The 21,158-nt window shown below is 70.3% G+C and carries 25 protein-coding genes; 7 read left to right on the forward strand and 18 right to left on the reverse strand.

All coding sequences use genetic code 11. From position 1 onward, the window contains the following. Positions 1–7 precede the first annotated feature (7 nt). Both H7J89_RS01495 and H7J89_RS01500 read right to left on the reverse strand, forming a co-directional pair. Entirely contained in the window at positions 8–697 is a 690-nt protein-coding gene (locus H7J89_RS01495) for a TIGR02234 family membrane protein (protein WP_264035787.1), read from the reverse strand. After that, a complete protein-coding gene (locus H7J89_RS01500; RefSeq protein ID WP_264035788.1) occupies positions 690–2,228 on the reverse strand; it encodes an anthranilate synthase component I in 1,539 nt (512 codons plus the stop codon). Before H7J89_RS01500 ends, H7J89_RS01495 begins: the two co-directional genes overlap by 8 nt. A 52-nt stretch (positions 2,229–2,280) precedes the next feature. Here H7J89_RS01500 and H7J89_RS01505 point away from each other — a divergent pair, with 52 nt between their 5' ends. Further along, positions 2,281–2,751, forward strand: coding sequence for a peroxiredoxin (locus H7J89_RS01505; protein WP_264035789.1), 471 nt, complete (start codon positions 2,281–2,283; stop codon positions 2,749–2,751). Here the strand turns inward: H7J89_RS01505 and H7J89_RS01510 are convergent. Further along, positions 2,741–3,835 (reverse strand): calcium:cation antiporter, encoded by a 1,095-nt coding sequence (locus H7J89_RS01510; RefSeq protein WP_264035790.1) that lies wholly within the window; start codon positions 3,833–3,835, stop codon positions 2,741–2,743. The genes H7J89_RS01505 and H7J89_RS01510 overlap by 11 nt on opposite strands. Positions 3,836–4,099: 264 nt before the next feature. Between H7J89_RS01510 and H7J89_RS01515 the strand changes: the two genes are divergently transcribed. Beyond that, the gene (locus tag H7J89_RS01515) at positions 4,100–4,456 is read left to right on the forward strand and encodes a WhiB family transcriptional regulator (protein ID WP_308205045.1); all 357 of its coding nucleotides are present in this window, start codon (positions 4,100–4,102) and stop codon (positions 4,454–4,456) included. Between the two features lie 30 nt (positions 4,457–4,486). On the opposite strand, the gene hisI is transcribed toward H7J89_RS01515, so the two are convergent. The 8 genes from hisI to hisD are packed head-to-tail and all read right to left on the reverse strand — an operon-like array spanning position 4,487 to position 10,861. Beyond that, positions 4,487–4,834 carry a phosphoribosyl-AMP cyclohydrolase gene (gene hisI / locus H7J89_RS01520; RefSeq protein ID WP_264035791.1) on the reverse strand — a complete coding sequence of 116 codons (348 nt, stop codon included), beginning with the start codon at positions 4,832–4,834 and terminating at the stop codon, positions 4,487–4,489. Beyond that, a complete protein-coding gene (gene hisF, locus H7J89_RS01525) occupies positions 4,831–5,616 on the reverse strand; it encodes an imidazole glycerol phosphate synthase subunit HisF (RefSeq protein ID WP_264035792.1) in 786 nt (261 codons plus the stop codon). The genes hisI and hisF overlap by 4 nt, the downstream gene beginning before the upstream one ends. 1 nt (position 5,617) lies before the next feature. Next, positions 5,618–6,421, reverse strand: coding sequence for an inositol monophosphatase family protein (locus H7J89_RS01530; protein ID WP_264035793.1), 804 nt, complete (start codon positions 6,419–6,421; stop codon positions 5,618–5,620). 4 nt (positions 6,422–6,425) lie between these two features. Then, entirely contained in the window at positions 6,426–7,157 is a 732-nt protein-coding gene (gene priA / locus H7J89_RS01535) for a bifunctional 1-(5-phosphoribosyl)-5-((5-phosphoribosylamino)methylideneamino)imidazole-4-carboxamide isomerase/phosphoribosylanthranilate isomerase PriA (RefSeq protein WP_264035794.1), read from the reverse strand. Between the two features lie 20 nt (positions 7,158–7,177). Then, a complete protein-coding gene (gene hisH / locus H7J89_RS01540) occupies positions 7,178–7,798 on the reverse strand; it encodes an imidazole glycerol phosphate synthase subunit HisH (protein WP_264035795.1) in 621 nt (206 codons plus the stop codon). Next, complete coding sequence (hisB, locus tag H7J89_RS01545) at positions 7,795–8,415, reverse strand: imidazoleglycerol-phosphate dehydratase HisB (protein WP_067204021.1); 621 nt, start codon at positions 8,413–8,415, stop codon at positions 7,795–7,797. Before hisB ends, hisH begins: the two co-directional genes overlap by 4 nt. After that, positions 8,412–9,548, reverse strand: coding sequence for a histidinol-phosphate transaminase (locus tag H7J89_RS01550; RefSeq protein WP_264035796.1), 1,137 nt, complete (start codon positions 9,546–9,548; stop codon positions 8,412–8,414). The genes hisB and H7J89_RS01550 overlap by 4 nt, the downstream gene beginning before the upstream one ends. Next, entirely contained in the window at positions 9,545–10,861 is a 1,317-nt protein-coding gene (gene hisD, locus H7J89_RS01555) for a histidinol dehydrogenase (protein ID WP_264035960.1), read from the reverse strand. Before hisD ends, H7J89_RS01550 begins: the two co-directional genes overlap by 4 nt. 125 nt (positions 10,862–10,986) lie before the next feature. Here hisD and H7J89_RS01560 point away from each other — a divergent pair, with 125 nt between their 5' ends. Further along, positions 10,987–11,409 (forward strand): nitroreductase family deazaflavin-dependent oxidoreductase, encoded by a 423-nt coding sequence (locus tag H7J89_RS01560; protein WP_264035797.1) that lies wholly within the window; start codon positions 10,987–10,989, stop codon positions 11,407–11,409. Between the two features lie 98 nt (positions 11,410–11,507). Here H7J89_RS01560 and H7J89_RS01565 read toward each other — a convergent pair whose 3' ends face one another. Continuing rightward, positions 11,508–12,536 (reverse strand): alcohol dehydrogenase catalytic domain-containing protein, encoded by a 1,029-nt coding sequence (locus H7J89_RS01565; RefSeq protein WP_264035798.1) that lies wholly within the window; start codon positions 12,534–12,536, stop codon positions 11,508–11,510. A gap of 40 nt (positions 12,537–12,576) precedes the next feature. Here H7J89_RS01565 and H7J89_RS01570 point away from each other — a divergent pair, with 40 nt between their 5' ends. Beyond that, a complete protein-coding gene (locus H7J89_RS01570) occupies positions 12,577–13,143 on the forward strand; it encodes a TetR/AcrR family transcriptional regulator (protein WP_264035799.1) in 567 nt (188 codons plus the stop codon). Positions 13,144–13,148: 5 nt separating this feature from the next. Here H7J89_RS01570 and nadC read toward each other — a convergent pair whose 3' ends face one another. Genes nadC through nadA form a run of 3 tightly spaced genes read right to left on the reverse strand, consistent with a single transcriptional unit; the run spans position 13,149 to position 16,620 of the window. Next, positions 13,149–14,000 (reverse strand): carboxylating nicotinate-nucleotide diphosphorylase, encoded by an 852-nt coding sequence (gene nadC, locus H7J89_RS01575; RefSeq protein ID WP_264035800.1) that lies wholly within the window; start codon positions 13,998–14,000, stop codon positions 13,149–13,151. Then, entirely contained in the window at positions 14,000–15,574 is a 1,575-nt protein-coding gene (locus H7J89_RS01580; RefSeq protein ID WP_276041552.1) for an L-aspartate oxidase, read from the reverse strand. Before H7J89_RS01580 ends, nadC begins: the two co-directional genes overlap by 1 nt. Beyond that, positions 15,571–16,620 carry a quinolinate synthase NadA gene (gene nadA / locus H7J89_RS01585; RefSeq protein WP_264035801.1) on the reverse strand — a complete coding sequence of 350 codons (1,050 nt, stop codon included), beginning with the start codon at positions 16,618–16,620 and terminating at the stop codon, positions 15,571–15,573. Before nadA ends, H7J89_RS01580 begins: the two co-directional genes overlap by 4 nt. Positions 16,621–16,666: 46 nt before the next feature. On the opposite strand from nadA, the gene H7J89_RS01590 reads away from it, so the two are divergent. Together H7J89_RS01590 and H7J89_RS01595 are read left to right on the forward strand one after the other, a co-directional pair. Then, on the forward strand, positions 16,667–17,383 hold the full coding sequence (locus H7J89_RS01590; protein ID WP_264035802.1) for an NUDIX hydrolase: 717 nt from the start codon (positions 16,667–16,669) through the stop codon (positions 17,381–17,383). Between the two features lie 161 nt (positions 17,384–17,544). After that, positions 17,545–18,885: a lipase family protein gene (locus H7J89_RS01595; protein WP_264035803.1), complete on the forward strand. Its 1,341-nt coding sequence runs from the start codon at positions 17,545–17,547 to the stop codon at positions 18,883–18,885. On the opposite strand, the gene H7J89_RS01600 is transcribed toward H7J89_RS01595, so the two are convergent. Genes H7J89_RS01600 through bioB form a run of 3 tightly spaced genes read right to left on the reverse strand, consistent with a single transcriptional unit; the run spans position 18,880 to position 20,818 of the window. Further along, a complete protein-coding gene (locus H7J89_RS01600; RefSeq protein WP_264035804.1) occupies positions 18,880–19,545 on the reverse strand; it encodes a DUF2567 domain-containing protein in 666 nt (221 codons plus the stop codon). The two genes, H7J89_RS01595 and H7J89_RS01600, sit on opposite strands and share 6 nt — an antisense overlap. After that, entirely contained in the window at positions 19,542–19,769 is a 228-nt protein-coding gene (gene bsaP, locus H7J89_RS01605; protein ID WP_264035964.1) for a biotin synthase auxiliary protein BsaP, read from the reverse strand. The genes H7J89_RS01600 and bsaP overlap by 4 nt, the downstream gene beginning before the upstream one ends. 14 nt (positions 19,770–19,783) lie before the next feature. Next, on the reverse strand, positions 19,784–20,818 hold the full coding sequence (gene bioB, locus H7J89_RS01610; RefSeq protein WP_264035805.1) for a biotin synthase BioB: 1,035 nt from the start codon (positions 20,816–20,818) through the stop codon (positions 19,784–19,786). 130 nt (positions 20,819–20,948) lie between these two features. Here bioB and H7J89_RS01615 point away from each other — a divergent pair, with 130 nt between their 5' ends. Further along, entirely contained in the window at positions 20,949–21,122 is a 174-nt protein-coding gene (locus H7J89_RS01615; protein WP_264035806.1) for a hypothetical protein, read from the forward strand. The last annotated feature ends 36 nt before the right edge of the window (positions 21,123–21,158 follow it).

Genomic DNA, 21,158 nt, shown 5'->3' on the forward strand with positions numbered 1-21,158 from the left:
CGGCCCGTCACCGACCCTCGGTGTCCGAGCCGTGCGGCCGATCGGTCGGCTCCCGCGTTGGGTCACAGCCCTCGTCAAGCGCGTCCCAGATCATCCGCTCCGACATTTCCGGCGTCTCCGGCTGCTCCAGCATCGCGCCATCGGTGCCCTCGCGTAGCGCATTTGAGCGGCGCGTCGCCGGTGCCGCATACTTTTCCGCGCTCAACCGGGCCGACCCGGAATCTCCGGCCGACCGCAGCAACAGGACGGCCGCGATGAGGGTGCACGCCGCCGCGGCCACCGCGATGCCGGCTCCCCAATAGCGTCGCTCGCTGCCCACCAGCGACATCAGCGCGACGTGCGCCAGATCGGCCCCGCGCACGGCGACGTCCGGCAGCACCCACAGGCTGACCCCGAGATATCCGACCGCCAGGCTGGCCACCGCCAGCAGCCCGGCCAGCACGCGCAACGGCCAGCCGCGCACCGCGATCGCCGCCACGGCCGTTGCCAGCATGAGCACCGCCAACGGCAACAACGCCGTCGACCACGACGCGCCGGACAGCGTCACCTCCCGCGGCGGCCCCAGCCCGTCGAACGACCGGATCACCACCCAGGGCAGCCGGGACGCCGCCCACAGCGCCGCCGCGGCCAGCACCAGCAACACCTGGGCCACCCCGACGATCAGTCGGGCCCGCCGACCCGGCCGGGCCTCAGTCATGGCCGCCGGTGTCCGGGGCGGCCAGCGTCTCGGCGGCGGCGATCGCGTTGAGCACCGCGCGCGCCTTGTTGGCGGCCTCGGTGTACTCGTAGGGCCCGTTCGAGTCGGCCACCACGCCGCCGCCTGCCTGCACATAGGCGGTGCCGTCGCGCATCAGCGCGGTGCGGATGGCGATCGCGAAGTCGGCGTTGCCGGCGAAATCGAGGTAGCCGACGACACCGCCGTAGAGGCCGCGACGCGTCTTCTCCACCTCCTCGATCAGCTCCATCGCCCGCACCTTCGGTGCGCCCGACAGCGTGCCGGCCGGGAAGCAGGCCGTCACCGCATCCAGGGCGGTCCGGCCCTCGGCGAGCATCCCGGTCACCGTCGACACCAGGTGCATGACGTGGCTGTAGCGCTCGATGTGGCTGTAGTCCTCGACGCGCACGGTGCCCGGCGCGCAGACCCGGCCGAGGTCGTTGCGCCCCAGGTCCACCAGCATCAGGTGCTCGGCGCGCTCCTTCTCGTCGGCCAGCAGTTCCTTCTCCAGCAGCTGATCCTCTTCCTCGGTCTGCCCGCGCCACCGCGTCCCGGCGATCGGGTGCGTCGTCGCCCAGCCCTCGGTGACGGTCACCAGCGCCTCCGGACTGGAACCGACCACCGAAAAGTCCGTCCCGCCACTGCCATTCGGCACATGCAGCAGGTACATGTACGGGCTCGGGTTGGTGACCCGCAACATCCGGTACACGTCGATCGGGTCGACGGCGGTGTCCATCTCGAAGCGCTGGGAGGGGACGACCTGGAACGCCTCGCCTGCGGCGATCTGTTCGACGAGGTAGTCGACGATCTTCCCGTACTCCTCGACGGTGCGCTGCGAGCGGTACCGCGGCTCGGGCCGGTCGAACGTGGCGACCGTAGACGGCAGCGGCTGGCCGAGCGCCGAGGTCATCACGTCGAGGCGCGCGAGCGCGTCGTCGTAGGCCTCGTCGACCCGCTCGTCGGTGCCGTTCCAGTTCACCGCGTTGGCGATCAGCGTGATGGTGCCCTCGTGGTGGTCGACCGCCGCCACGTCGGTGGCCAGCAGCAGCAACATGTCCGGCAACTGCAGGTCGTCGACGGCGAGCTCGGGCAGGCGTTCCAAGCGTCGCACCATGTCGTAGGCGAACAAACCGACCATGCCGCCCGACAGCGGCGGCAGCCCGGGCAGGGTGCCGGTGGCCAGCAGCTCGAGGGTGGCCCGCAGCGCATGCAACGGGTCGCCGCCGGTGGGCGCGTCCTGCGGCACGGCGCCCAGCCAGACCGCTTCCCCGTCGCGGACGGTCAGCGCCGACGGCGCGCCGGCGCCGATGAACGACCACCGCGACCAGGATCGGCCGTGCTCGGCGGATTCCAGCAGAAACGTGCCCGGGCGATTGGCGGCCAGCTTGCGGTAGGCCGACAGCGGCGTCTCGCTGTCGGCCAGCACCTTGCGGGTCACCGGAACGACGCGGTGCTCGGCTGCGAGCTGGCGGAAGTCCTCTCGGGAGGTCGTCGCGGCGAGGTGGGCGTGCACCGAACCATCCTCGCAGATGGGCTGATCAGGCCATCGGCGTAGCCTGGCGCCCATGAATACTGGTGACACCGTCGCGGACTTCGAACTTCCCGATCAGACGGGGACGCCGCGCAAGCTCAGCGAGTTGCTCGCCGGCGGACCGGTGGTGCTGTTCTTCTACCCCGCCGCGATGACGCCCGGCTGCACCAAGGAGGCCTGTCATTTCCGCGACCTGGCCGCGGAGTTCGCCGCCGTGGGCGCCAATCGGGTCGGCATCAGCGCCGATCCCGTGCAGAAGCAGGCCAAGTTCGCCGACATGCAGAAGTTCGACTACCCGCTGCTGTCGGACACCGGGGGCACCGTCGCCGCGCAGTTCGGCGTGAAGCGTGGCCTGCTCGGCAAGCTGCTGCCGGTCAAGCGCACCACCTTCGTCATCGACACCGATCGCACGGTGCTCAACGTGATTTCCAGCGAGTTCAGCATGGACACCCACGCCGACAAGGCGTTGGAGACACTGCGCAGCCGGTCAGCGCCTACGGGCTGATCGCCAGGAACACGTAGGCGGCGAGCAGTACCAGATGCAGCTCCCCCTGCAGCCGGGTGGCGCGCCCCGGAACGACCGTCAGCATGCTGATCACGACGGTCAGCGCTAGCAGGACCAGCTGAATGGGGCCCAGGCCGAGCACCAACGGCCCCTTGAGCCAGATGGACGCCAGGGCGATCACCGGGATGGTGAGCCCGATGCTGGCCATAGCCGAGCCATACGCCAGGTTGAGGCTGGTCTGGATGCGGCCCTGGCGCGCCGTGCGCGCGGCCGCCAGGGTCTCCGGCAACAGGACCAGCGTGGCGATCACCACGCCGACGAATGACTGCGGGAAGCCCACCGCTGTCACCGCGCTCTCGACGGCCGGTGACTCCTCCTCGGCCAGTCCCACCACCGCGACGAGGGCGACCAGCAGCAGCCCCAGACTGCCCAGCGCGGCGCCGCGGCTCGGCGGCTCGGCGTGGCTTTCATCCTCGAACAGCCGCTTCTTCTGGCCCTTCTGCGCGACCGGCAGGAAGAAGTCGCGGTGGCGCACCGTCTGCGTGAAGACGAAGACGAGATAGACCAGCAATGACGCGACCGCCGCGAACGTCAGTTGGCCCGGGGAGAACTCCCTGCCCACTTGGCTGGTGGTAAAGGCGGGCAGCACCAGGCTCAGCGTCGCCAGCGTGGTGACCGTGGCCAGCGCGGCGCCACTGCCCTCGGCGTTGAACAGCGTCACGCCGTAGCGCCGCGAGCCGAGCAGCAGCGATAGCCCCGCGATGCCGTTGGTGGTGATCATCGCCGCGGCGAACACGGTGTCCCTGGCCAGGGTCGCGGCCTCGTTGCCCCCGGACGCCATCAGCGAGACGATGAGCGCCACCTCGATCACCGTCACCGCGGCGGCGAGCACCAGCGAGCCGAACGGCTCACCGACCCGCGCGGCGACCACCTCAGCGTGGTGCACCGCGGCCAGCACGGCTCCGATGAGCAACGCCGCCGCGAGCGCGACCAATGCCGGGCCGAGCTTCTCGCCCCAGATCACGGCCAGCACGGCGACGGCAAGCAGCGGTACGACCGCGGTCCACGACACCCGTCTCAACATCGACCGCCATTCTCATCCACGGCTCGCGATCGGGCGACCTCGGACCTCGGTCGTGATTTTTCGGCCGGCGCGACGGTGATGCCGCGGAGCCTTGAGCCGAAAGTCCCCGGACGTATGCGACCAAAGCCCCTACGTTTGTCCGGCGACGTTTCATACGGTCCCAACATTCGCCTCGGGTTTACACGGGCTCGGCCGGAGGGAAATCAGAACAGCCACATATCCGAACGCTGAACTCTCAGCGCGGCCGGAGCAAAGGGGGAAGCGGTGTCAGCTACCCGAACCACCGCAGAAGGCGGCACCAACGGTCCGATCCGAAACCATCTCCGCAGTGTGAAGACTGAGGTTCGCGACGCCTGGGTTTCCAAAGCACTCTGTCGCGCCGGCGACCCGGATGAGTTGTTCGTTCGCGGCGCCGCCCAGAGAAGGGCCGCGACGATCTGCCGGCACTGCCCGGTGGTCCTGGAGTGCGGCGCGGATGCGCTCGAAAACCGGGTCGAGTGGGGAGTCTGGGGCGGCATGACGGAACGCCAGCGGCGCGCCCTGCTCAGGCAGCACTCCGACGTGGTGTCCTGGGTCGACTTCCTGGCCGCCGCCCGGCGGCAGCGTCGCACCGCGATTTAGTGCCGGGGCGCCGGCTCGGGCCGCAGCAACCTAGGACTCCGGTGCCAGCAGCAGGTCGGCGTCGAAGCAGCTGTGGTCGCCGGTGTGGCATGCGGCGCCCACCTGGTCGACCGTCAGCAGCACGGTGTCGCCGTCGCAATCCAGCCGCACCGAGTGCACGTGTTGGGTGTGACCGGACGTCGCACCCTTGACCCACTGCTCGCCGCGCGACCGCGAATAATAGGTCGCCTCACGGGTTTCGAGCGTTCGGGCCAGCGCCGCGTCGTCCATCCACGCGACCATGAGCACGTCCCCGCTGCCACGCTCCTGCACGACGGCGGTGAACAGGCCGTCGGCGTTGCGCTTCAGTCGCGCGGCGATCCGTGGGTCCAGCGTCATCGCACGGTGATCCCTTCGGCGGCCATCGCGGCCTTCACCTGGCCGATGGTCAGCTCCCCGAAGTGAAAGACGCTGGCCGCCAACACCGCATCGGCGCCGGCCGCGACGGCCGGCGCGAAGTGTTCGACCGCGCCGGCGCCGCCACTTGCGATCACCGGCACAGTGACCGCGGAGCGAACCGCCTGCAGCATCGGCAAGTCGAACCCGGCCTTGGTGCCGTCGGCGTCCATCGAGTTCAGCAGGATCTCCCCTACGCCCAGATCGGCGCCGCGGGAAGCCCATTCGACGGCGTCGATCCCCGTCCCGCGGCGTCCGCCGTGGGTGGTGACCTCCCAACCGGACGGTGTGGGCACCGACCCCGGGGGCACCGTGCGGGCGTCGACCGACAGCACGATGCATTGCGAACCGAACTGCCGCGCCATTTCTTCCAGCAGGTCGGGCCGGGCGATCGCGGCGGTGTTGATCGAAACCTTGTCGGCCCCCGCGCGCAGCAGGACGTCGACGTCGGCCACCGTGCGAACCCCGCCGCCGACGGTGAGCGGAATGAAAACCTCTTCGGCCGTGCGGCGCACCACGTCCAGCATGGTCGCCCGGCCCGACGACGAGGCGGTGACGTCGAGGAAGGTGAGCTCGTCGGCGCCCTCGGCGTCGTAGGCGGCCGCGAGCTCGACGGGATCGCCCGCGTCGCGGAGGTTTTCGAAGTTGACCCCCTTGACGACTCGTCCGGCGTCGACGTCCAGGCACGGAATCACCCGCACCGCAAGGCCATTGGCGGTGGACATCTCAGAAGTCCTCCGGTCGGCCCGTGTTGCGCAGGATCTCGAGTATCTCGGCGTGTGCGCGGGGGCCCGCGGCCAGTGCGGAATCCGACGCGGGGCTCCACGGCTGACCGTGGACATCGGTGACGACACCACCCGCCGCCCGCACCAGCGCGACGCCGGCGGCGTGGTCCCACACATGACCGCCGAAGCTGATCGAGCCACCGAGGACTCCGTCGGCGACGTAGGCCAGGTCGAGTCCGGTGGACCCGTGCATCCGCAACCGCGACGAGACCCGGCTCAGATTCTCCAGCACCGCGATCCGGTAGCGGCCCGGGAACCGGCCCCGCGCATCGGCGCTGAACGAGCCGGCGCCGATCAGGGCGTCGGCCAGGTCGATGTCGGCCAGCGGCGGCTGCGCGACACCGTTTTTCATCAACGGACCGTCCACCACGGCGGTGTAGCGCTGGTCGACGAAGGGCAGCCAGGTCAGCCCGGCGACCGGGTCGCCGTGATGCAGCAGGCCGAGCAGGATCCCCGCCATCGGCGATCCGGCCGCGTAGTTGAACGTGCCGTCGACGGGGTCCAGCACCCACACCCACTCCGAGTCGACGTCGGCGCCGCCGAACTCCTCACCGTGCACACCGATGCCGGTCGTCTCTTCCAGCGCGCCGACCACCTGCCGCTCGATCGCGAGGTCGACGTCGGTGGCGAAGTCGTTGCCCTTCTTCTGGACCGCCGAATCGGCGCGGTGGCCGGCCAGGAACGTCTCGGTGGCGTCGTCGAGGATCGCCGAAGCCTTCTCCACCAACGCGTCCAGGTCCGCCACGGCCCTACCCCGCGACCGCGGCCAGCGCCTGCGGCAGGGTGAACCGCCCGGCATAGAGGGCTTTGCCCACGATGGCGCCCTCGACCCCGCGGTCGGTGAGGGTCGCGATCGCGCGCAGGTCGTCCAGGCTGGACACACCGCCGGAGGCGATCACCGGGGCGTCGGTGCGCTCGGCGACGGCGGCCAGCAGGTCGAGGTTGGGGCCGCCCAGCGTGCCGTCCTTCGTGACGTCGGTGACGACGAAGCGCGAACACCCTTCGCCGTCAAGGCGTTCCAGCACTTCCCACAGGTCGCCGCCGTCGGTTTCCCAGCCGCGTCCGCGCAGTCGGTGCTGTCCGTCGACGATCTGGACATCCAGTCCCACGGCCACCTTGTCGCCGTGCTCGCCGATCGCGCGGGCACACCACTGGGGGTTCTCCAAGGCCGCCGTGCCCAGGTTGACCCGGGCGCAGCCGGTGGCCAGCGCCGCGGCCAGCGAGTCGTCGTCGCGGATCCCACCGGACAGCTCGACCTGCACGTCGAGCTTGCCGACCACCTCGGCCAGCAGTTCGCGGTTCGAGCCCCGTCCGAACGCCGCGTCCAGGTCCACCAGATGGATCCATTCCGCCCCGTCGCGCTGCCAATTCAGCGCCGCGTCCAGCGCCGAGCCGTATTCGGTTTCGCTGCCCGCCTTGCCCTGGACCAGCCGCACGGCGCGGCCCTCGACCACGTCGACCGCGGGCAACAAGATCAACACATTCCCTCCCAAGCCGCTCGTCACAGTGCCTCAATCCAGTTGTGCAACACGGCCGCACCCGCATCCCCACTCTTCTCGGGGTGAAACTGGGTGGCCGACAGCGGACCCTGCTCGACGGCGGCCAGAAAGGGCACCCGGTGGGTGGCCCAGGTGAGCACGGCATCGGGCGAACCCTCCCAGCGCTGCGCGGCGTAGGAATGCACGAAATAAAACCGGGTGTCCGCGTCCAGCCCCTTGAACAGGGTGGTGCCTCCCCCGGCGTTGACGACGTTCCAGCCCATGTGCGGGATCACCGGGGCATCCAGCCGGGTGACCTCTCCCGGCCACTGGCCGCAACCCGTTGTCTGCACACCGAATTCGACGCCGCTGGCGAACAGGATCTGCATGCCCACACAGACGCCCAGCACCGGGCGCCCGGCGGCGACCCGGTCGGCGATGATGCGGTCCCCCTTGACTCTGCGCAGGCCGGTCATGCAGGCCTCGAAGGCCCCGACGCCGGGCACCACCAGCCCGTCGGCGGCGGCCGCCGCATCGGCGTCGGCGGTCACCTCGACCGATGCGCCCGCCCGCTCAAGCGCGCGCTGGGCCGACCGTAGGTTGCCCGAGCCGTAATCCAGGACCACGACGGATGGTTTTGTCACAGAACACCTTTGGTGGACGGCACGTCCGATACCCGGGGATCGGGCTCGACGGCCTGACGCAACGCGCGCGCCACCGCCTTGTACTGCGCCTCGGTGACGTGGTGCGGGTCGCGCCCGTAGAGGACGCGCACGTGCAGCGCGATGCGAGCGTTCATGGCCAGCGACTCGAAGACGTGCCGGTTGATCACGGTGTGGTAGGGCACCGAGCTGCCGGCAATGGTGGTGTGCCGCAGATGATCCGGCTCACCGGTGTGCACGCAGTAGGGCCGGCCGGACACGTCGACCACGGCGTGGGCCAGCGTCTCGTCCATCGGGATGAAGGCGTCGCCGAACCGCCGGATGCCCCGCTTGTCGCCGAGGGCCTGGCCGAGCGCCTGCCCCAGCGCGATGGCGGTGTCCTCGATGGTGTGGTGGCCCTCGATCTCGACGTCGCCCTTGGTGCGGACGTTCAGGTCGAAGCTCGCGTGGGTGCCCAGCGCCGTCAGCATGTGGTCGTAGAACGGCACGCCGGTGTCGACGTGGACCTGCCCGGTGCCGTCGAGGTCGAGCTCGATGACGATGTCGGATTCCTTGGTGCGACGCTCGATACGCGCGCGCCGAGTCGCAATAGTGGTCACGGGGCTCCTACTGGGGTGGCTGGGGCCAGTTCGGTGGCGGCGATTTGGGCGCTGGCCCGCAGGAACGCGTCGTTCTCTTCGGCCAGTCCGGTCGTGGCCCGCAGGTAGCCGGCAATCCCGACGTCGCGGATCAAGACGCCGGCGTCCAGGTAGCGCTGCCAGGCGGCCGGTGCGTCGGCGAATTGTCCGAACAGCACGAAGTTCGCATCGCTGGGGATCACGCGAAAACCCATGCCGGTCAGGGCGGTTGTGACCCGTTCCCGTTCGGCGATCAGTGCCGCAACGCTACTCAGGGTGTCGTCGGCGTGCCGCAGCGCGGCCCGGGCCGCGGCCTGCGTGACCGACGACAGGTGATACGGCAGCCGGACCAGCAGCATCGCGTCGATCACCGCGGGCGTGGCGATCAGGTAGCCGAGCCGGCCGCCGGCGAAGGCGAACGCCTTGCTCATGGTGCGGGTGACGATGAGCTTGGTCGGATATTCCCGCACCAGCGCGACGGCACTCGGCTCGGAGGAGAACTCACCGTAGGCCTCGTCGACGATCAAGATGCCCGGCACCGCGTCGAGCAGCCGCCGCAGAGCCGGCAGCGAAACGCTCTGCCCGGACGGGTTGTTCGGGCTGGCGAGGAAGATCACATCGGGTCGATGTTCGGTGACGGCGGCGGCCGCCCTGTCCACGTCGAGGTTGAAGTCGTCGGCGCGGACACCCTCCAGCCATTCCGTGCGCGTGGCGCCGGCGATGATCGGGTGCATCGAGTAGGACGGGGCGAACCCGATCGCGGTGCGCCCGGGCCCGCCGAATGCCTGCAGCAGCTGTTGCAGGATCTCGTTGGATCCGTTTGCGGCCCAGATATTTTCCACCCCGAGCTGCACGCCGGTCTGCGCGGTGAGGTAACCGGCGAGATCGCGGCGCAGGTCCACCGCGTCGCGATCGGGATAACGGTGCAGGTCGGCGGCCGCCTCGGCCACCGACCGCACCACATCATCAACCAGCGCCCGGCTGGGCGGGTGCGGGTTCTCGTTGGTGTTCAGCCGCACCGGGACGGCCAGTTGTGGTGCGCCATAGGGTGACTTGCCGCGCAAGTCCTCGCGCAGGGGCAGGTCGTCCAGCGTTGGGTTCTCCGCGCCGGTCATCGCTCGAACCTCCGCCGGATCGCCTCGCCGTGCGCCGGAAGATCTTCGGCCTTGGCCAGCGTGACCACGTGTCCCGAGACGTCCTTGAGGGCGGCCTCGGTGTAGTCGACGACGTGGATGCCGCGCAGGAAGGTCTGCACCGACAGGCCGCTGGAATGGCGGGCGGAGCCCGCGGTGGGCAGCACGTGATTGGATCCGGCGCAGTAGTCGCCGAGGCTCACCGGCGCATACGGACCGACGAAAATGGCTCCGGCCGAACGGATTCGGCCGGCGACCGCCGGCGCTTCGGCGGTCTGGATCTCCAGGTGCTCGGCGGCGTAGGCGTTGACCACCTGGATGCCGGCGTCGAGATCGTCGACCAGGATGATCGCCGACTGGCGGCCGCCGAGCGCGGCGGTCACCCGGTCGCGATGCACCGTGGTGCCTAGCTGAGCGGCCACCTCGGCGTCGGTCGCGGTGGCCAGGTCCTCGCTCGGGGTGACCAGCACGCTGCCGGCCATCTCGTCGTGTTCGGCCTGGCTGATCAGGTCGGCGGCCACGTGCGCGGGGTCGGCGGTGTGGTCGGCGAGGATGGCGATCTCGGTGGGCCCGGCCTCGGCGTCGATGCCGACGCGCGAGCGGCACAGCCGCTTGGCGGCGGTGACGTAGATGTTGCCGGGCCCGGTGATCATGTCGACGGGCGCCAGGTCCCGGCCGTCCATGTCGGTGCCGCCGTAGGCCAGCAGCGCCACCGCCTGCGCGCCGCCGACGGCCCACACTTCGTCGACCCCGAGTAGCCGGGCGGCGGCCAGGATCGTCGGATGCGGCAGGCCGTCAAAGCGGGCCTGCGGCGGGCTGGCCACCACCAGCGAGTCGACGCCTGCGGCCTGCGCGGGCACCACGTTCATCACCACGCTGGACGGGTACACCGCGTTGCCGCCGGGCACGTACAGGCCCACCCGCTCGACCGGCACCCACCGCTCGGTGACCGTCGCGCCCGGGCCGAGCGTGGTGGTGACGTCGGCACGGCGCTGGTCGGCGTGCACCGCGCGGGTGCGTTCGATCATCAGCCGCAGGGCGTCCACGACGTCGGAGTCCAAGCCGGCCAGCGCCGCCGCCAGAGCCGCCTCGGGCACCCGGACCGCCGCGGGGCGCACACCGTCAAACGACGCCCCGAATTCCAGCGCCGCCTCGGCGCCGCGCTCGGCCACGGCCTGCACGATCGGCCGCACCTTGGGCAGCACGCTCTCCACGTCGGCGCCGCCGCGCGGGAGCGCGGTCCGCAATCGGGCAGCCGTCAGCTCGACCCCCCGCAGGTCTATGCGGGCCATCACGGGTGCTGACGCGGTACTCATTGCCTCCATTGTCCCAGAGCAACTCAAGTGGATATCCGCCCGGTACAGTGCCGATGAAAGGCCGAGTAAAGCCGGGTTAGGCCCACACAACGCAGGGAGCCGTGATGTCCGCGAAGGATCACCCCAACAACGCCCCGGGCGTCCCGATGGTGTTCCCGCCCTGGTTCGAGCGCTTTCAGATCAAGTATTTCAACCCTGCGGTCAAGCCGATCGCCCGCTTTCTGCCCGGCACGGCGACCATCAGGCACCGCGGCCGCACCTCCGGCACGCCGTACGAGACGATCATCACCCCCTATCGCAAGGGAAACGTGCTGGCGATCGCGCTGGGCCACGGCAAGACGAACTGGGTCAAGAACGTGCTGGCGGCAGGCGAGGCCGACGTAGCGTTCAGCCGCAACCGCGTGGTGCACATCACCAATCCGCGGATCCTGCCGGCCGGTTCCGAAGGCCCCGACGCCGAACGTCTGCCGCGGATGGCCCGGATGCAGCTGCGGCGGATCGGTGTTTTCGTCGGCGACATCGCCTGAGGCCGGGTGCGCTTTTGCGGGTGCGCTCACGGCGGCGACACGCCGCTGGAGAGCGCTCTGGGCGCACACTCAACGCCCTGGACGCACACTCGAGCGGTCTACGCCCTGGTGAAGACCGTCTCGCCGGTCATCGTCGGCCAGGCCGACGGGGCGTCCTCCCACGCGACGACGCGGTCGACGGCCGGCGACACGTCCAGACCGCCCGCGAGCAGTTCGAGCACGCGCGGGATGACCGTGCGCGCGCTGACGCGTCCGGTGATGAACCGGACGCCGCGCGAGTACATCGGCAGCAGCGGCATCTCGACCTTGTATTCGGGGTAGATCCCGGTGTCGGTGCACACGCCGTCCGGCCAGGTCGCGCGCAGTGTCGCCGCTAACAGCGCCGGATCGCTGGTGGTGTGCACCGTGACCGGGTAAGAGCCCCAAGACTTGTCCGGTTTGGCGGCGTCGTGGACCACCGCGCCGAGCTTCTCGGCGGCGGCCAGCCGCTGCGGGTCGGTGTCGACGTAGTCGACGTGAGCCCCCAGCGCCGCGGCGATCGCAGCCGAGTACAGGCCGATCGACAGCCGTCCGAGCACGAGGACGCGGCGATCGACCGGATCCAGTGCCTCCAGTTCTGCCCCAAACGGCCCGACGGTGCGCCAGCCGTCGGGAATGTTGTCCGACAGGGACGCGATGGAGACGGGGTCGACGGCGTCGGGCAACGGGATGAGCATCGCGTCGGCGTACGGGACCAGCACCAGATCCGACATGAAGCCGCCACCGTCCAGGCCGGCGATCGGTGCCATCCCGTAGGCCGCCATCAATGGCACTGCGCTGCGCGAACCGGTCACGCCGCGGCGGCATTCGCGGCAGGCCCCGCAGCTGATCTGAAACGGCACCACGACGCGGTCGCCGACCCGGGCGCCCCTTACCTCATCGCCGACGGCAACGACCTCGGCCAATCCTTCGTGGCCCACCGCGTACCCCGGCGGCAAGGGCAGCCGCCCATTGCACACCGCGCCGTCGAGGTCGCAACACGCCACCGTCAGCGGCCGGACCAGCGCCTGCTCGGGAGCGCTGAGCTGGGGTTCGGGCACCTCACGCCACGCGTATCGCCCGGTGTCTTCGTATGTCAGCTGCCTCATCTCTGCATTCTTGAGTGATCACTCAAGTAAAGTCAATAGCATGCCGAGACCCGACCGCAGCCGCACCGCGTTGATCGATAAGGCCGCCACGCTGTTTCGCCGTCAGGGCTACGCGGCGACAGGCCTGAACCAGATCCTCGAGGAAGCCGGCGTCAAGCCCGGTTCGCTGTATCACCACTTCCCGCAGGGCAAACAACAGCTGGCCGCGGCGGTCGTCGAAACGGAAGGCGGCGGCATCGAACAACTGCTGCGGCGGTTCCTGGCGACGGACCGGCCGGCCGCCGACATCGTCGCTCGCTGGATCGATCTGCTGTCCGCGGGGTTGGCCGGCGACCGGCGCGACGGCTGCCCGATCGAGCCGATCGCCACCGAGTCGGTGAACGCGAGCCCGCTGGTGCGCGACGCGTCGGCCCGCGCCTTCAGGGGCTGGTGTGCCGCGGTCGAGCAGCGGCTGTGCTCCGACGGCTGGTCGGCGGCCGAGGCGAAACAGGTTGCACTGGCCGTGATCTCGCTGATCGAGGGGGCTCTGATCCTGTCCAGGATCTCCGGTGACGCGGGCGCGCTCGACGCCGCCAAACCGGCCGCGCGCACGTTGCTGCGCGGCTAGGCCTCTTACATGTCCAGGCCGACATCGAGCGCGCGCACCGAGTGCGTCAGCGCGCCGACGGCCAGGTAGTCCACCCCGGTTGCCGCGTAGGTGGCGGCGTTTTCCAGGCTGAGCCCGCCGGAGGCCTCCAGCAGCACGGCGGGGGCGCGCGCGTCGCGACGCTGCACGGCCATCTGCGCCTGCCACACCGGGAAGTTGTCCAGCAGCACCAGTTCCGGCTTTTCGCCCAGCACCTCGTCCAGCTGCTCGAGGGAGTCCACCTCCACCTCGCACGGCAGCTCCGGCGCCGCGTCGCGCACCGCCCGCAGCGCGTCCACCACCGAGCCCGCGGCCACCACGTGGTTGTCCTTGATCAGCGCCGCATCGCCGAGCCCCATCCGGTGGTTGACGCCGCCGCCGACCCGCACCGCGTACTTCTGCAGCGCGCGCAGCCCGGGCAGGGTCTTGCGGGTGTCGCGGACCTTGGCCTTGGTGCCCTCGACGGCCTCGACCCAGGCCGCCGTCGTGGTGGCGATGCCCGACAGGTGACAGACCAGGTTCAGCATGGTCCGCTCGGCGGTCAGCAGGCCGCGGGTGTCCGTGCGCACTGTCAGCACCGGCTCGCCCGGCTGCAGCCGGGTGCCGTCCTCGACGCTGTGCACCACTTCGTAGCCCCCGGCGAGGACGGCGTCGAGGACCAGCAGCGCGACCTCGACGCCGGCGATCACGCCCGGCTCCCGGGGCACCATCGACGCCGTCGCCACCGCACCGGCGGGCACTGTCGCGAGGGTGGTGATGTCGGGGCCGTAGCGCAGGTCCTCTTCCAGCCCGCGCCGGATGGTGTCCTGAGCGGCGCTTCGTTCGTCGGGCAGCATCATCAGCCCACCGCCGCCAGCGCCTCCACCAGCACCGAGTTCTGGTCGTCGGCCAGCCGCAGCACGCTGCTGCGGGCCTGTTCCGGTGCGGGGTCGGGATATTCGGCGCGATGGTGGCAGCCCCGGCTCTCGTGGCGGGCCAGGGCCGCGGCGGTCACCGCGCGGGCGGCGACGGCCAACGCGACGTCCTCGAAGTCACGGCGGCCGGAGATGGGCCGCGCCCGCGCCCCCGACAGCGTGTCGGACAAGCGGTGCAGCCCGGCGGCGTCGCGCACCACCGAGGCGTCGCGGCTCATCGCGGCCTGCAATGCGGAACGCTCCGGGGCGGTGTGGGCGATGGGCTCCGGCTCGACAGCCAGAACGCGCCCCGCCGCCACCGCGTGCGCGGCCGCGGCCTTGCCGGCGCGCCCGCCGACCACCAGGCCCTCCAGCAGGCTGTTGGACGCCAGCCGGTTGGCGCCGTGCAGTCCGGTGCGCGCCACCTCGCCCGCGGCGAACAGCCCGGGCAATTCGGTTTGGCCGTGCACGTCGGTGACGACGCCACCGCAGCTGTAGTGCGCCCCCGGCACGACCGGGATGGGCTGGCGGACGGGGTCGATGCCGGCAGCGCGGCACGCGGCGGTCACGGTCGGGAACCGGGCCGCGAAACCCTTGATGCGGCGCGCGTCGAGGAAGACGCACGGGTCGCCGGTGGCCTTCAGCCGGGTGTCGATGGCCGCGGCGACGACGTCACGCGGGGCCAGGTCGCCCATCGGGTGAACACCGGCCGTTACCGAATTGCCTTGCCGGTCAACAAGTATCGCGCCCTCGCCACGGATGGCCTCGGTTACCAGCGGACGCCGCCCGCCGGTCCCGCCGAAGAGCATCGTCGGGTGGAACTGGATGAACTCCAGGTCGCTGACCGCGACGCCGGCCCACAGCGCCAACGCGACGCCGTCGCCGGTGGAGCCCTCGGGGTTGGTGGTCGCGCCGTAGAGGTGCCCGAGCCCGCCGGAGGCCAGGATCACCGCGGGCGCGTTGATGATTCCGTAGCCGTCCACGCTGCCCAGCAAGACCCCCGTGACGGCAGCATCGTTGCGCAGCACCCGCAGGGCCACATGGCCGGCGCGAATGTCCAGCGTGGCCGCGGCGTGGTCGAGCGCCCGCTGCACCTCGGCTCCGGTGGCGTCGCCACCGGCGTGCAGGATCCGCCGCCGCGAGTGCCCGCCCTCGCGCGTCACGTCCCAGCGGCCCGGGGATGCCTCGTCGAATCGCGCTCCGGCACCCACCAATTCGGACACCGCCCGGTACCCGTCGGCGACGATGGAATACACCGCGTCGGGGTCGCACAGGCCGGCCCCGGCCGTCAGGGTGTCGGCGACGTGGGCCTCCACGGAGTCGTCGTTGTCGGGCAAGACCACCGCGATGCCGCCCTGCGCGTAGTGCGTCGCGGTCCCCCCCTTCGCCTGGTCGGCCTTGCTCAGCACCACGACGCTGCGCCCGGCGCGATGGGCGGCCAGCGCCGCGGCCAATCCCGCGACGCCCGTACCGATCACGACCACGTCGGCGCTGTGGGTCCAGGCGGGGCGCACGATCATTCGCCGCCGCCCGGGTGACCGATTTCGATCATTCGCCGCACGCTGCGGCGGCCCGCCGCCGCCGTCTCCGGGTCGACGTCGACCTCGTCGGCCCCGTCCACCAGGCAGCGCAGCAGGGCCGCGGGCGTGATCATCTTCATGTACTTGCAGGACGCCCGGTCGTTGACCGCGCGGAAGTCGACTTGTGGTGCGGCCCTGCGCAGCTGGTGCAGCATGCCGACCTCGGTGGCGACCAGCACCTTGCGAGCCTGAGTGTGGTGCGCCGCGTCGAGCATGCCGCCGGTGGACAGGATCTTCACCCGATCCGCCGGGAAGGCGCCCTCGCCGGCAAGGTACAACGCCGAAGTGGCACAACCGCATTCGGGGTGCACGTAGAGCTCGGCGTCGGGGTTCGCCCTGGCCTGCTCGGACAACTCGTCGCCGTTGATCCCGGCGTGCACATGGCATTCGCCGGCCCACACGTGCACGTTCGTGCGGCCGGTCACCCGGCGCACGTGGGCCCCGAGGAATTGGTCCGGGCAGAACAGCACCTCGCGGTCGGGGTCGATGGACTCGACCACGTCGACCGCGTTGGACGACGTGCAGCAGATGTCGGTAAGCGCCTTCACCGCGGCGGTGGTGTTGACGTAGGAGACGACGACGGCGCCGGGGTGCTCGTCCTTCCAGGCGCGCAGTTCGTCGGGGGTGATGGAGTCGGCCAGCGAGCAGCCGGCCCGCTGATCCGGGATGAGGACCGTCTTGTCGGGGCTGAGGATCTTGGCGGTCTCGGCCATGAAGTGCACCCCGCAGAACACGATGGTGTCCTCGGGCGCCTCGGCGGCGATCCGCGACAGCGCCAGCGAGTCCCCGACGTGGTCGGCGACGTCCTGGATGGCGGGCAGCTGGTAGTTGTGCGCGAGCACAGTGGCGCCGCGCAGCTTCGCCAGTCGGCGAATCTCGGCGGCCCACTGCTCGTCGCCCCGCACACCGGCGTAGCCGGCGGGTGAATTCGTGACGTCGGCCATCATGTCTTCGGCGAGCGTGTCCATGCGATTTATAACCGTCACGGCGGCCCCTTTCAGCCCGGGAGGTTTTCGACTTATAATCGAAAACATGGCCCATGGTAACACCGCCCACGAAGTGCTCGCGGTCGTATTCCAGGTTCGCCACGTCACCGAGCAGGTTACGAAGGGCCGCCCGACGGAAAAACCGCAGCTTAACGTGCTGTTATGGCAGCGTGCCAAGGATCCGCAGCGCGGCGCCTGGTCGCTGCCCGGCGGGCAGCTGCGCAACGACGAGGACATGACCACCTCGGTGCTGCGACAGCTGGCCGAGAAGGTGGACCTCAAAGAGCTCGCGCACCTGGAACAGCTGGCGGTGTTCTCCGACCCGAACCGGGTGCCGGGCGCCCGGGTGATCGCGTCGACATTCCTGGGATTGGTGCCCTCCCCCGCCACCCCCGAGCTGCCGCCGGACACCCGCTGGCATCCGGTGAGCCGCCTGCCGCCGATGGCCTTCGACCACGGGCCGATGGTGACGCACGCGCACGCCCGGCTGATCGCCAAGCTGTCCTATACCAACCTCGGGTTTGCTTTGGCCCCAAAGGAATTCGCGCTTTCTACACTCCGCGACATCTACGGCGCCGCGCTCGGATACCAAGTCGATGCGACGAACCTGCAACGCGTGCTGGTCCGCCGCGGCGTGATCAGCCAGACCGGCACCATCGCGCAGTCGGGCCGCAGCGGCGGGCGGCCGGCGGCCCTGTACCACTTCACCGACTCCCGACTGCGGATCACCGATGAATTCGCCGCGCTGCGGCCCCCCGGCTAGGCTCGCGGAAAGCGTCTTCGGGTGACGCGATCGTCAATTGGTGCCAGTGGCGCGTCCGACTCCGCACGCCCCGGCAGGAATTCGCTCACAGTGCGGCGATTACGTTTTGGTTACCTGCCGTTCGTGCGCGACAATGCCGGATGGCCTAGAAGGGAGCCTCAATGGCTGAGCTCGGCAATCTGGCAGGCACGCATGGCGCGGAGTGGATCGCCCGGCCGCCGCACGAGGAGCTGCAGCGCAAAGTGCGCCCGCTGCTGCCCTCGGACGACCCGTTCTACCAGCCGCCACTGGGCTTCCAGCACGCCGAACCCGGGACGGTGCTGCGTTCGCGCGACGTCGAACTGGCGTTTTTGGGTTTGATCCCGCAGCCGGTCAAGGCCATCCAGCTGCTCTACCGGACGATGGACATGCACGGCGAGCCGGAGGCGGCGGCGACCACCGTGATCGTTCCGGCCGAGCTCGCGCCCGAACGTCCGTGCCCGCTGCTCTCTTACCAGTGCGCGATCGACGCCGTGTCGTCCCGTTGCTTCCCGTCCTACGCGCTGCGGCGCCGGGCGAAGGCCCTCGGGTCGATCGGTCAGTTCGAGCTCTTCCTGATCGCCGCCGCCGTCGCCGAGGGCTGGGCCGTCTCCGTGCCGGACCACGAGGGACTCCAGGGCCTGTGGGGCGCGCCGTACGAGCCCGGCTATCGCGTCTTGGACGGCATCCGGGCCGCTCTGGGTTCGGAACGCCTCAGGCTTTCCCCGGAGGCGCCGATCGGGCTGTGGGGGTACTCCGGCGGCGGGCTGGCCAGTGCCTGGGCGGCCGAAGTGTGCGCCGACTACGCACCCGAACTGGACATCGTCGGGGCCGTATTGGGATCCCCGGTCGGGGATCTGGGCAACACCTTCCGCAGGCTCAACGGCAGTTTCCTTTCGGGCCTGCCCGCGCTGGTGGTGGCCGCGCTCGCCCACATCTACCCCGAGCTGGACAGGGTGATCAAGGAGCACAGCAACGAGGAGGGGCGCGCCCTGCTCGAGTCGCTCGAGAAGATGACCACCGTGGAGGCGGTCGTCCGGATGGCCGGCAAAAACATGGGCGACTACCTCGACGAGCCGCTGGAGAGCATCCTGTCGACGCCCGAGGTGATGCACGTCTTCGAGAACATCAAGCTGGGCGCGGCCGTGCCGACGCCGCCGGTGTTGATCGTGCAGGCCGTCCACGACTACCTCATCGACGTGAAAGACATCGACGTGCTCGCCGACGCCTATTCGGCCGGCGGCGCCCAGGTGACCTACCACCGGGACGCGTTCAACGAGCACATGCTGCTACACCCGCTGTCGGCGCCGATGACGCTGCGCTGGCTCACGGACCGGTTCGACCGCCGCCCGCTGACCGAGCACCTCATCCGGACCACCTGGCCGACGATGTTCCATCCGATGACCTACGTCGGGATGGCCCGGCTGGCCAAGATCGCGGCCAAGGTCATCTTCGGCCGGAGCATTCACCGCCGTCCGCTATGACACGGCCGCTTCGGCGGCACCCCCGGCTCCCACTGGCAGCGCTTCGGAAGGCCGGCCGCCCGGCGGAAGGGCGCCCAGGTCGTCGCGGGCGTCGGCGGCCGCCAGCACCGCATACACCAGCGCGGCGATAGCGGCGGGCCACAGCAGGGTCAGCGCGAGCTGCAGCGGGTTGTGGGCGAAGAACACCGGGGGCGCCTGGACGACGTACGCCACCGACGGGCCTTTGGACAGCGGCACCGCGTCGAAGTTCAATGCGCCGTAGCTGATCCGGACCAGCGCGGCCCCGGTAGCCGTCGCGGCCGCGGCGGCGGTCAACAGGCCGGCGGACAGGGCGACGACCATCCCCGGGCCGCGGTGCTCGCGCCACTGCCACCCCAGCACGGGCGCCACCACCGCCAGCACGGTCAGCAGGCCCAGCATCAGGCACGGCGCGTCGAAGAAGTGCTCAGATTCGGTGCCGAGATAGTCGTGGACCCGTTCACCCGCCCGCGTGAGCGCCACCACGGCGTGGATCGGCGGGGCGATCCACGCCCACAGCCCGCCGGCCAGCACACCGGCCGCCGCGGACCCCAGCGCGGCGATGGCGATGGCGCGCACCGGAGGCTTGCGCGGGGCGGCCGCGGCCGGCGGCGCGTCCCGACCTTGCATGGGCTCTGTCATCGCTGGGCCTCCAGGTCGACGGAGTCGACCTGACCGTGCCGCGAGCACTGCGCCCGCCAGCCGTCGGGGCGAACCTGCACGATCATCCGGCGTCCGCATTCCGCACAGAACCGGGGCGGCTCGAGGCCCAACTGCGCCGCTGTCGGCACTACGGTGCCCCCCAGTTCCCCGGTGTAGACGTTGTACACGCCGGCGCTGACCGGAGCGCCCAGATCCCGAACCACAGTCGCCAAGTTTCCTACAGGGTGGCGTTGAGCGCCTTGATCGGCATCTGCAGGTTGTCGAGCAGTTCCAGGTCGGCCTCGGCCGGGCGGCCGAGGGTGGTCAGGTAGTTCCCGACGATCACCGCGTTGATGCCGCCCAGGATACCCTGCTTGGCGCCCAGGTCACCCAGGGTGATCTCGCGGCCCCCGGCGAATCGCAGCATCGCGCGCGGCAACGCGAGGCGGAAGGCGGCTACCGACTTCAGCGCCTCGGCCACCGGCAGCACCTCCAGGTCACCGAACGGCGTCCCGGGCCGCGGGTTGAGGAAGTTCAACGGCACCTCGTCGGGTGCCAGTTCGGCCAGTTCGGCGGCGAACTCCGCGCGCTGCTCGAGCGTCTCGCCCATGCCCAAGATGCCGCCGCAGCACACCTCCATGCCGGCGTCGCGCACCATCGACAGGGTCTGCCAGCGCTCTTCCCAGGTGTGGGTGGTGACCACGTTGGTGAAGAACGAGCGGGCGGTCTCCAGGTTGTGGTTGTAGCGGTGCACGCCCATCGCCGACAGCTGCTCGACCTGCTCGGCGGTCAGCATCCCCAGCGAGCAGGCGATGTTGATCTCGACCTCGTCGCGGATGGCCTCGATGCCGGCCGCGACCTGGGCCATCAACCGCTCGTCGGGCCCACGGACGGCGGCCACGATGCAGAACTCGGTGGCACCCGACTTCGCGGTTTGCTTGGCGGCCTCGACCAGGCTGGGAATGTCCAGCCGGGCGCTGCGCACCGGCGAGGCGAACAGCCCGGATTGCGAGCAGAAATGACAATCCTCCGGGCAGCCGCCAGTCTTCAGGCTGATGATGCCCTCGACCTCGACCTCGGGCCCGCACCAGCGCATCCGCACCTCGTGGGCCAGCGCCAGCAGGTCGTCGAGCCGGTCGTCGGACAGTTGCAGCACCCGCAGCACCTGCTCGCGACTCAGTCCCTCGCCGCGCTCGAGTACCTGTTCGCGGGCAACCGCCAGGATGTCTGCGTCGTTGGCGCCGGTGGCCGGTCGAGTTGCCGCTTGAGTCACCCGTACTCCCCTGCATCATCGGTGGCCGCGCACGCGGCCCCCCTGCCCACGGTGGTGGCAGCTTGAATAAAAGTGTTCAAAGTAGGGTAACGGCCGCAGAACATGCCGTCCGCCGGGGTATCTCACCACAATGACCGATCCACACGTCGCGTATGTGGCTCACCACATGATCCTGCTGGCGATCCCGGCCTTCCTGCCGGCGATCATCGTCGTCGGCGTGATCCTCTACATCGCGCTCAAGGACCGCCGCTCCCCCGGCGACAAGGAGGACGCCGCGCAGGGCAACGACGAAATCGGTGATTGACCGGCCGTCAATTTGGGCATTCCGCTTCCTGCGAGC

This window comes from Mycobacterium paraffinicum (assembly GCF_025822865.1).
Taxonomy (GTDB): Bacteria; Actinomycetota; Actinomycetes; order Mycobacteriales; family Mycobacteriaceae; genus Mycobacterium; species Mycobacterium paraffinicum.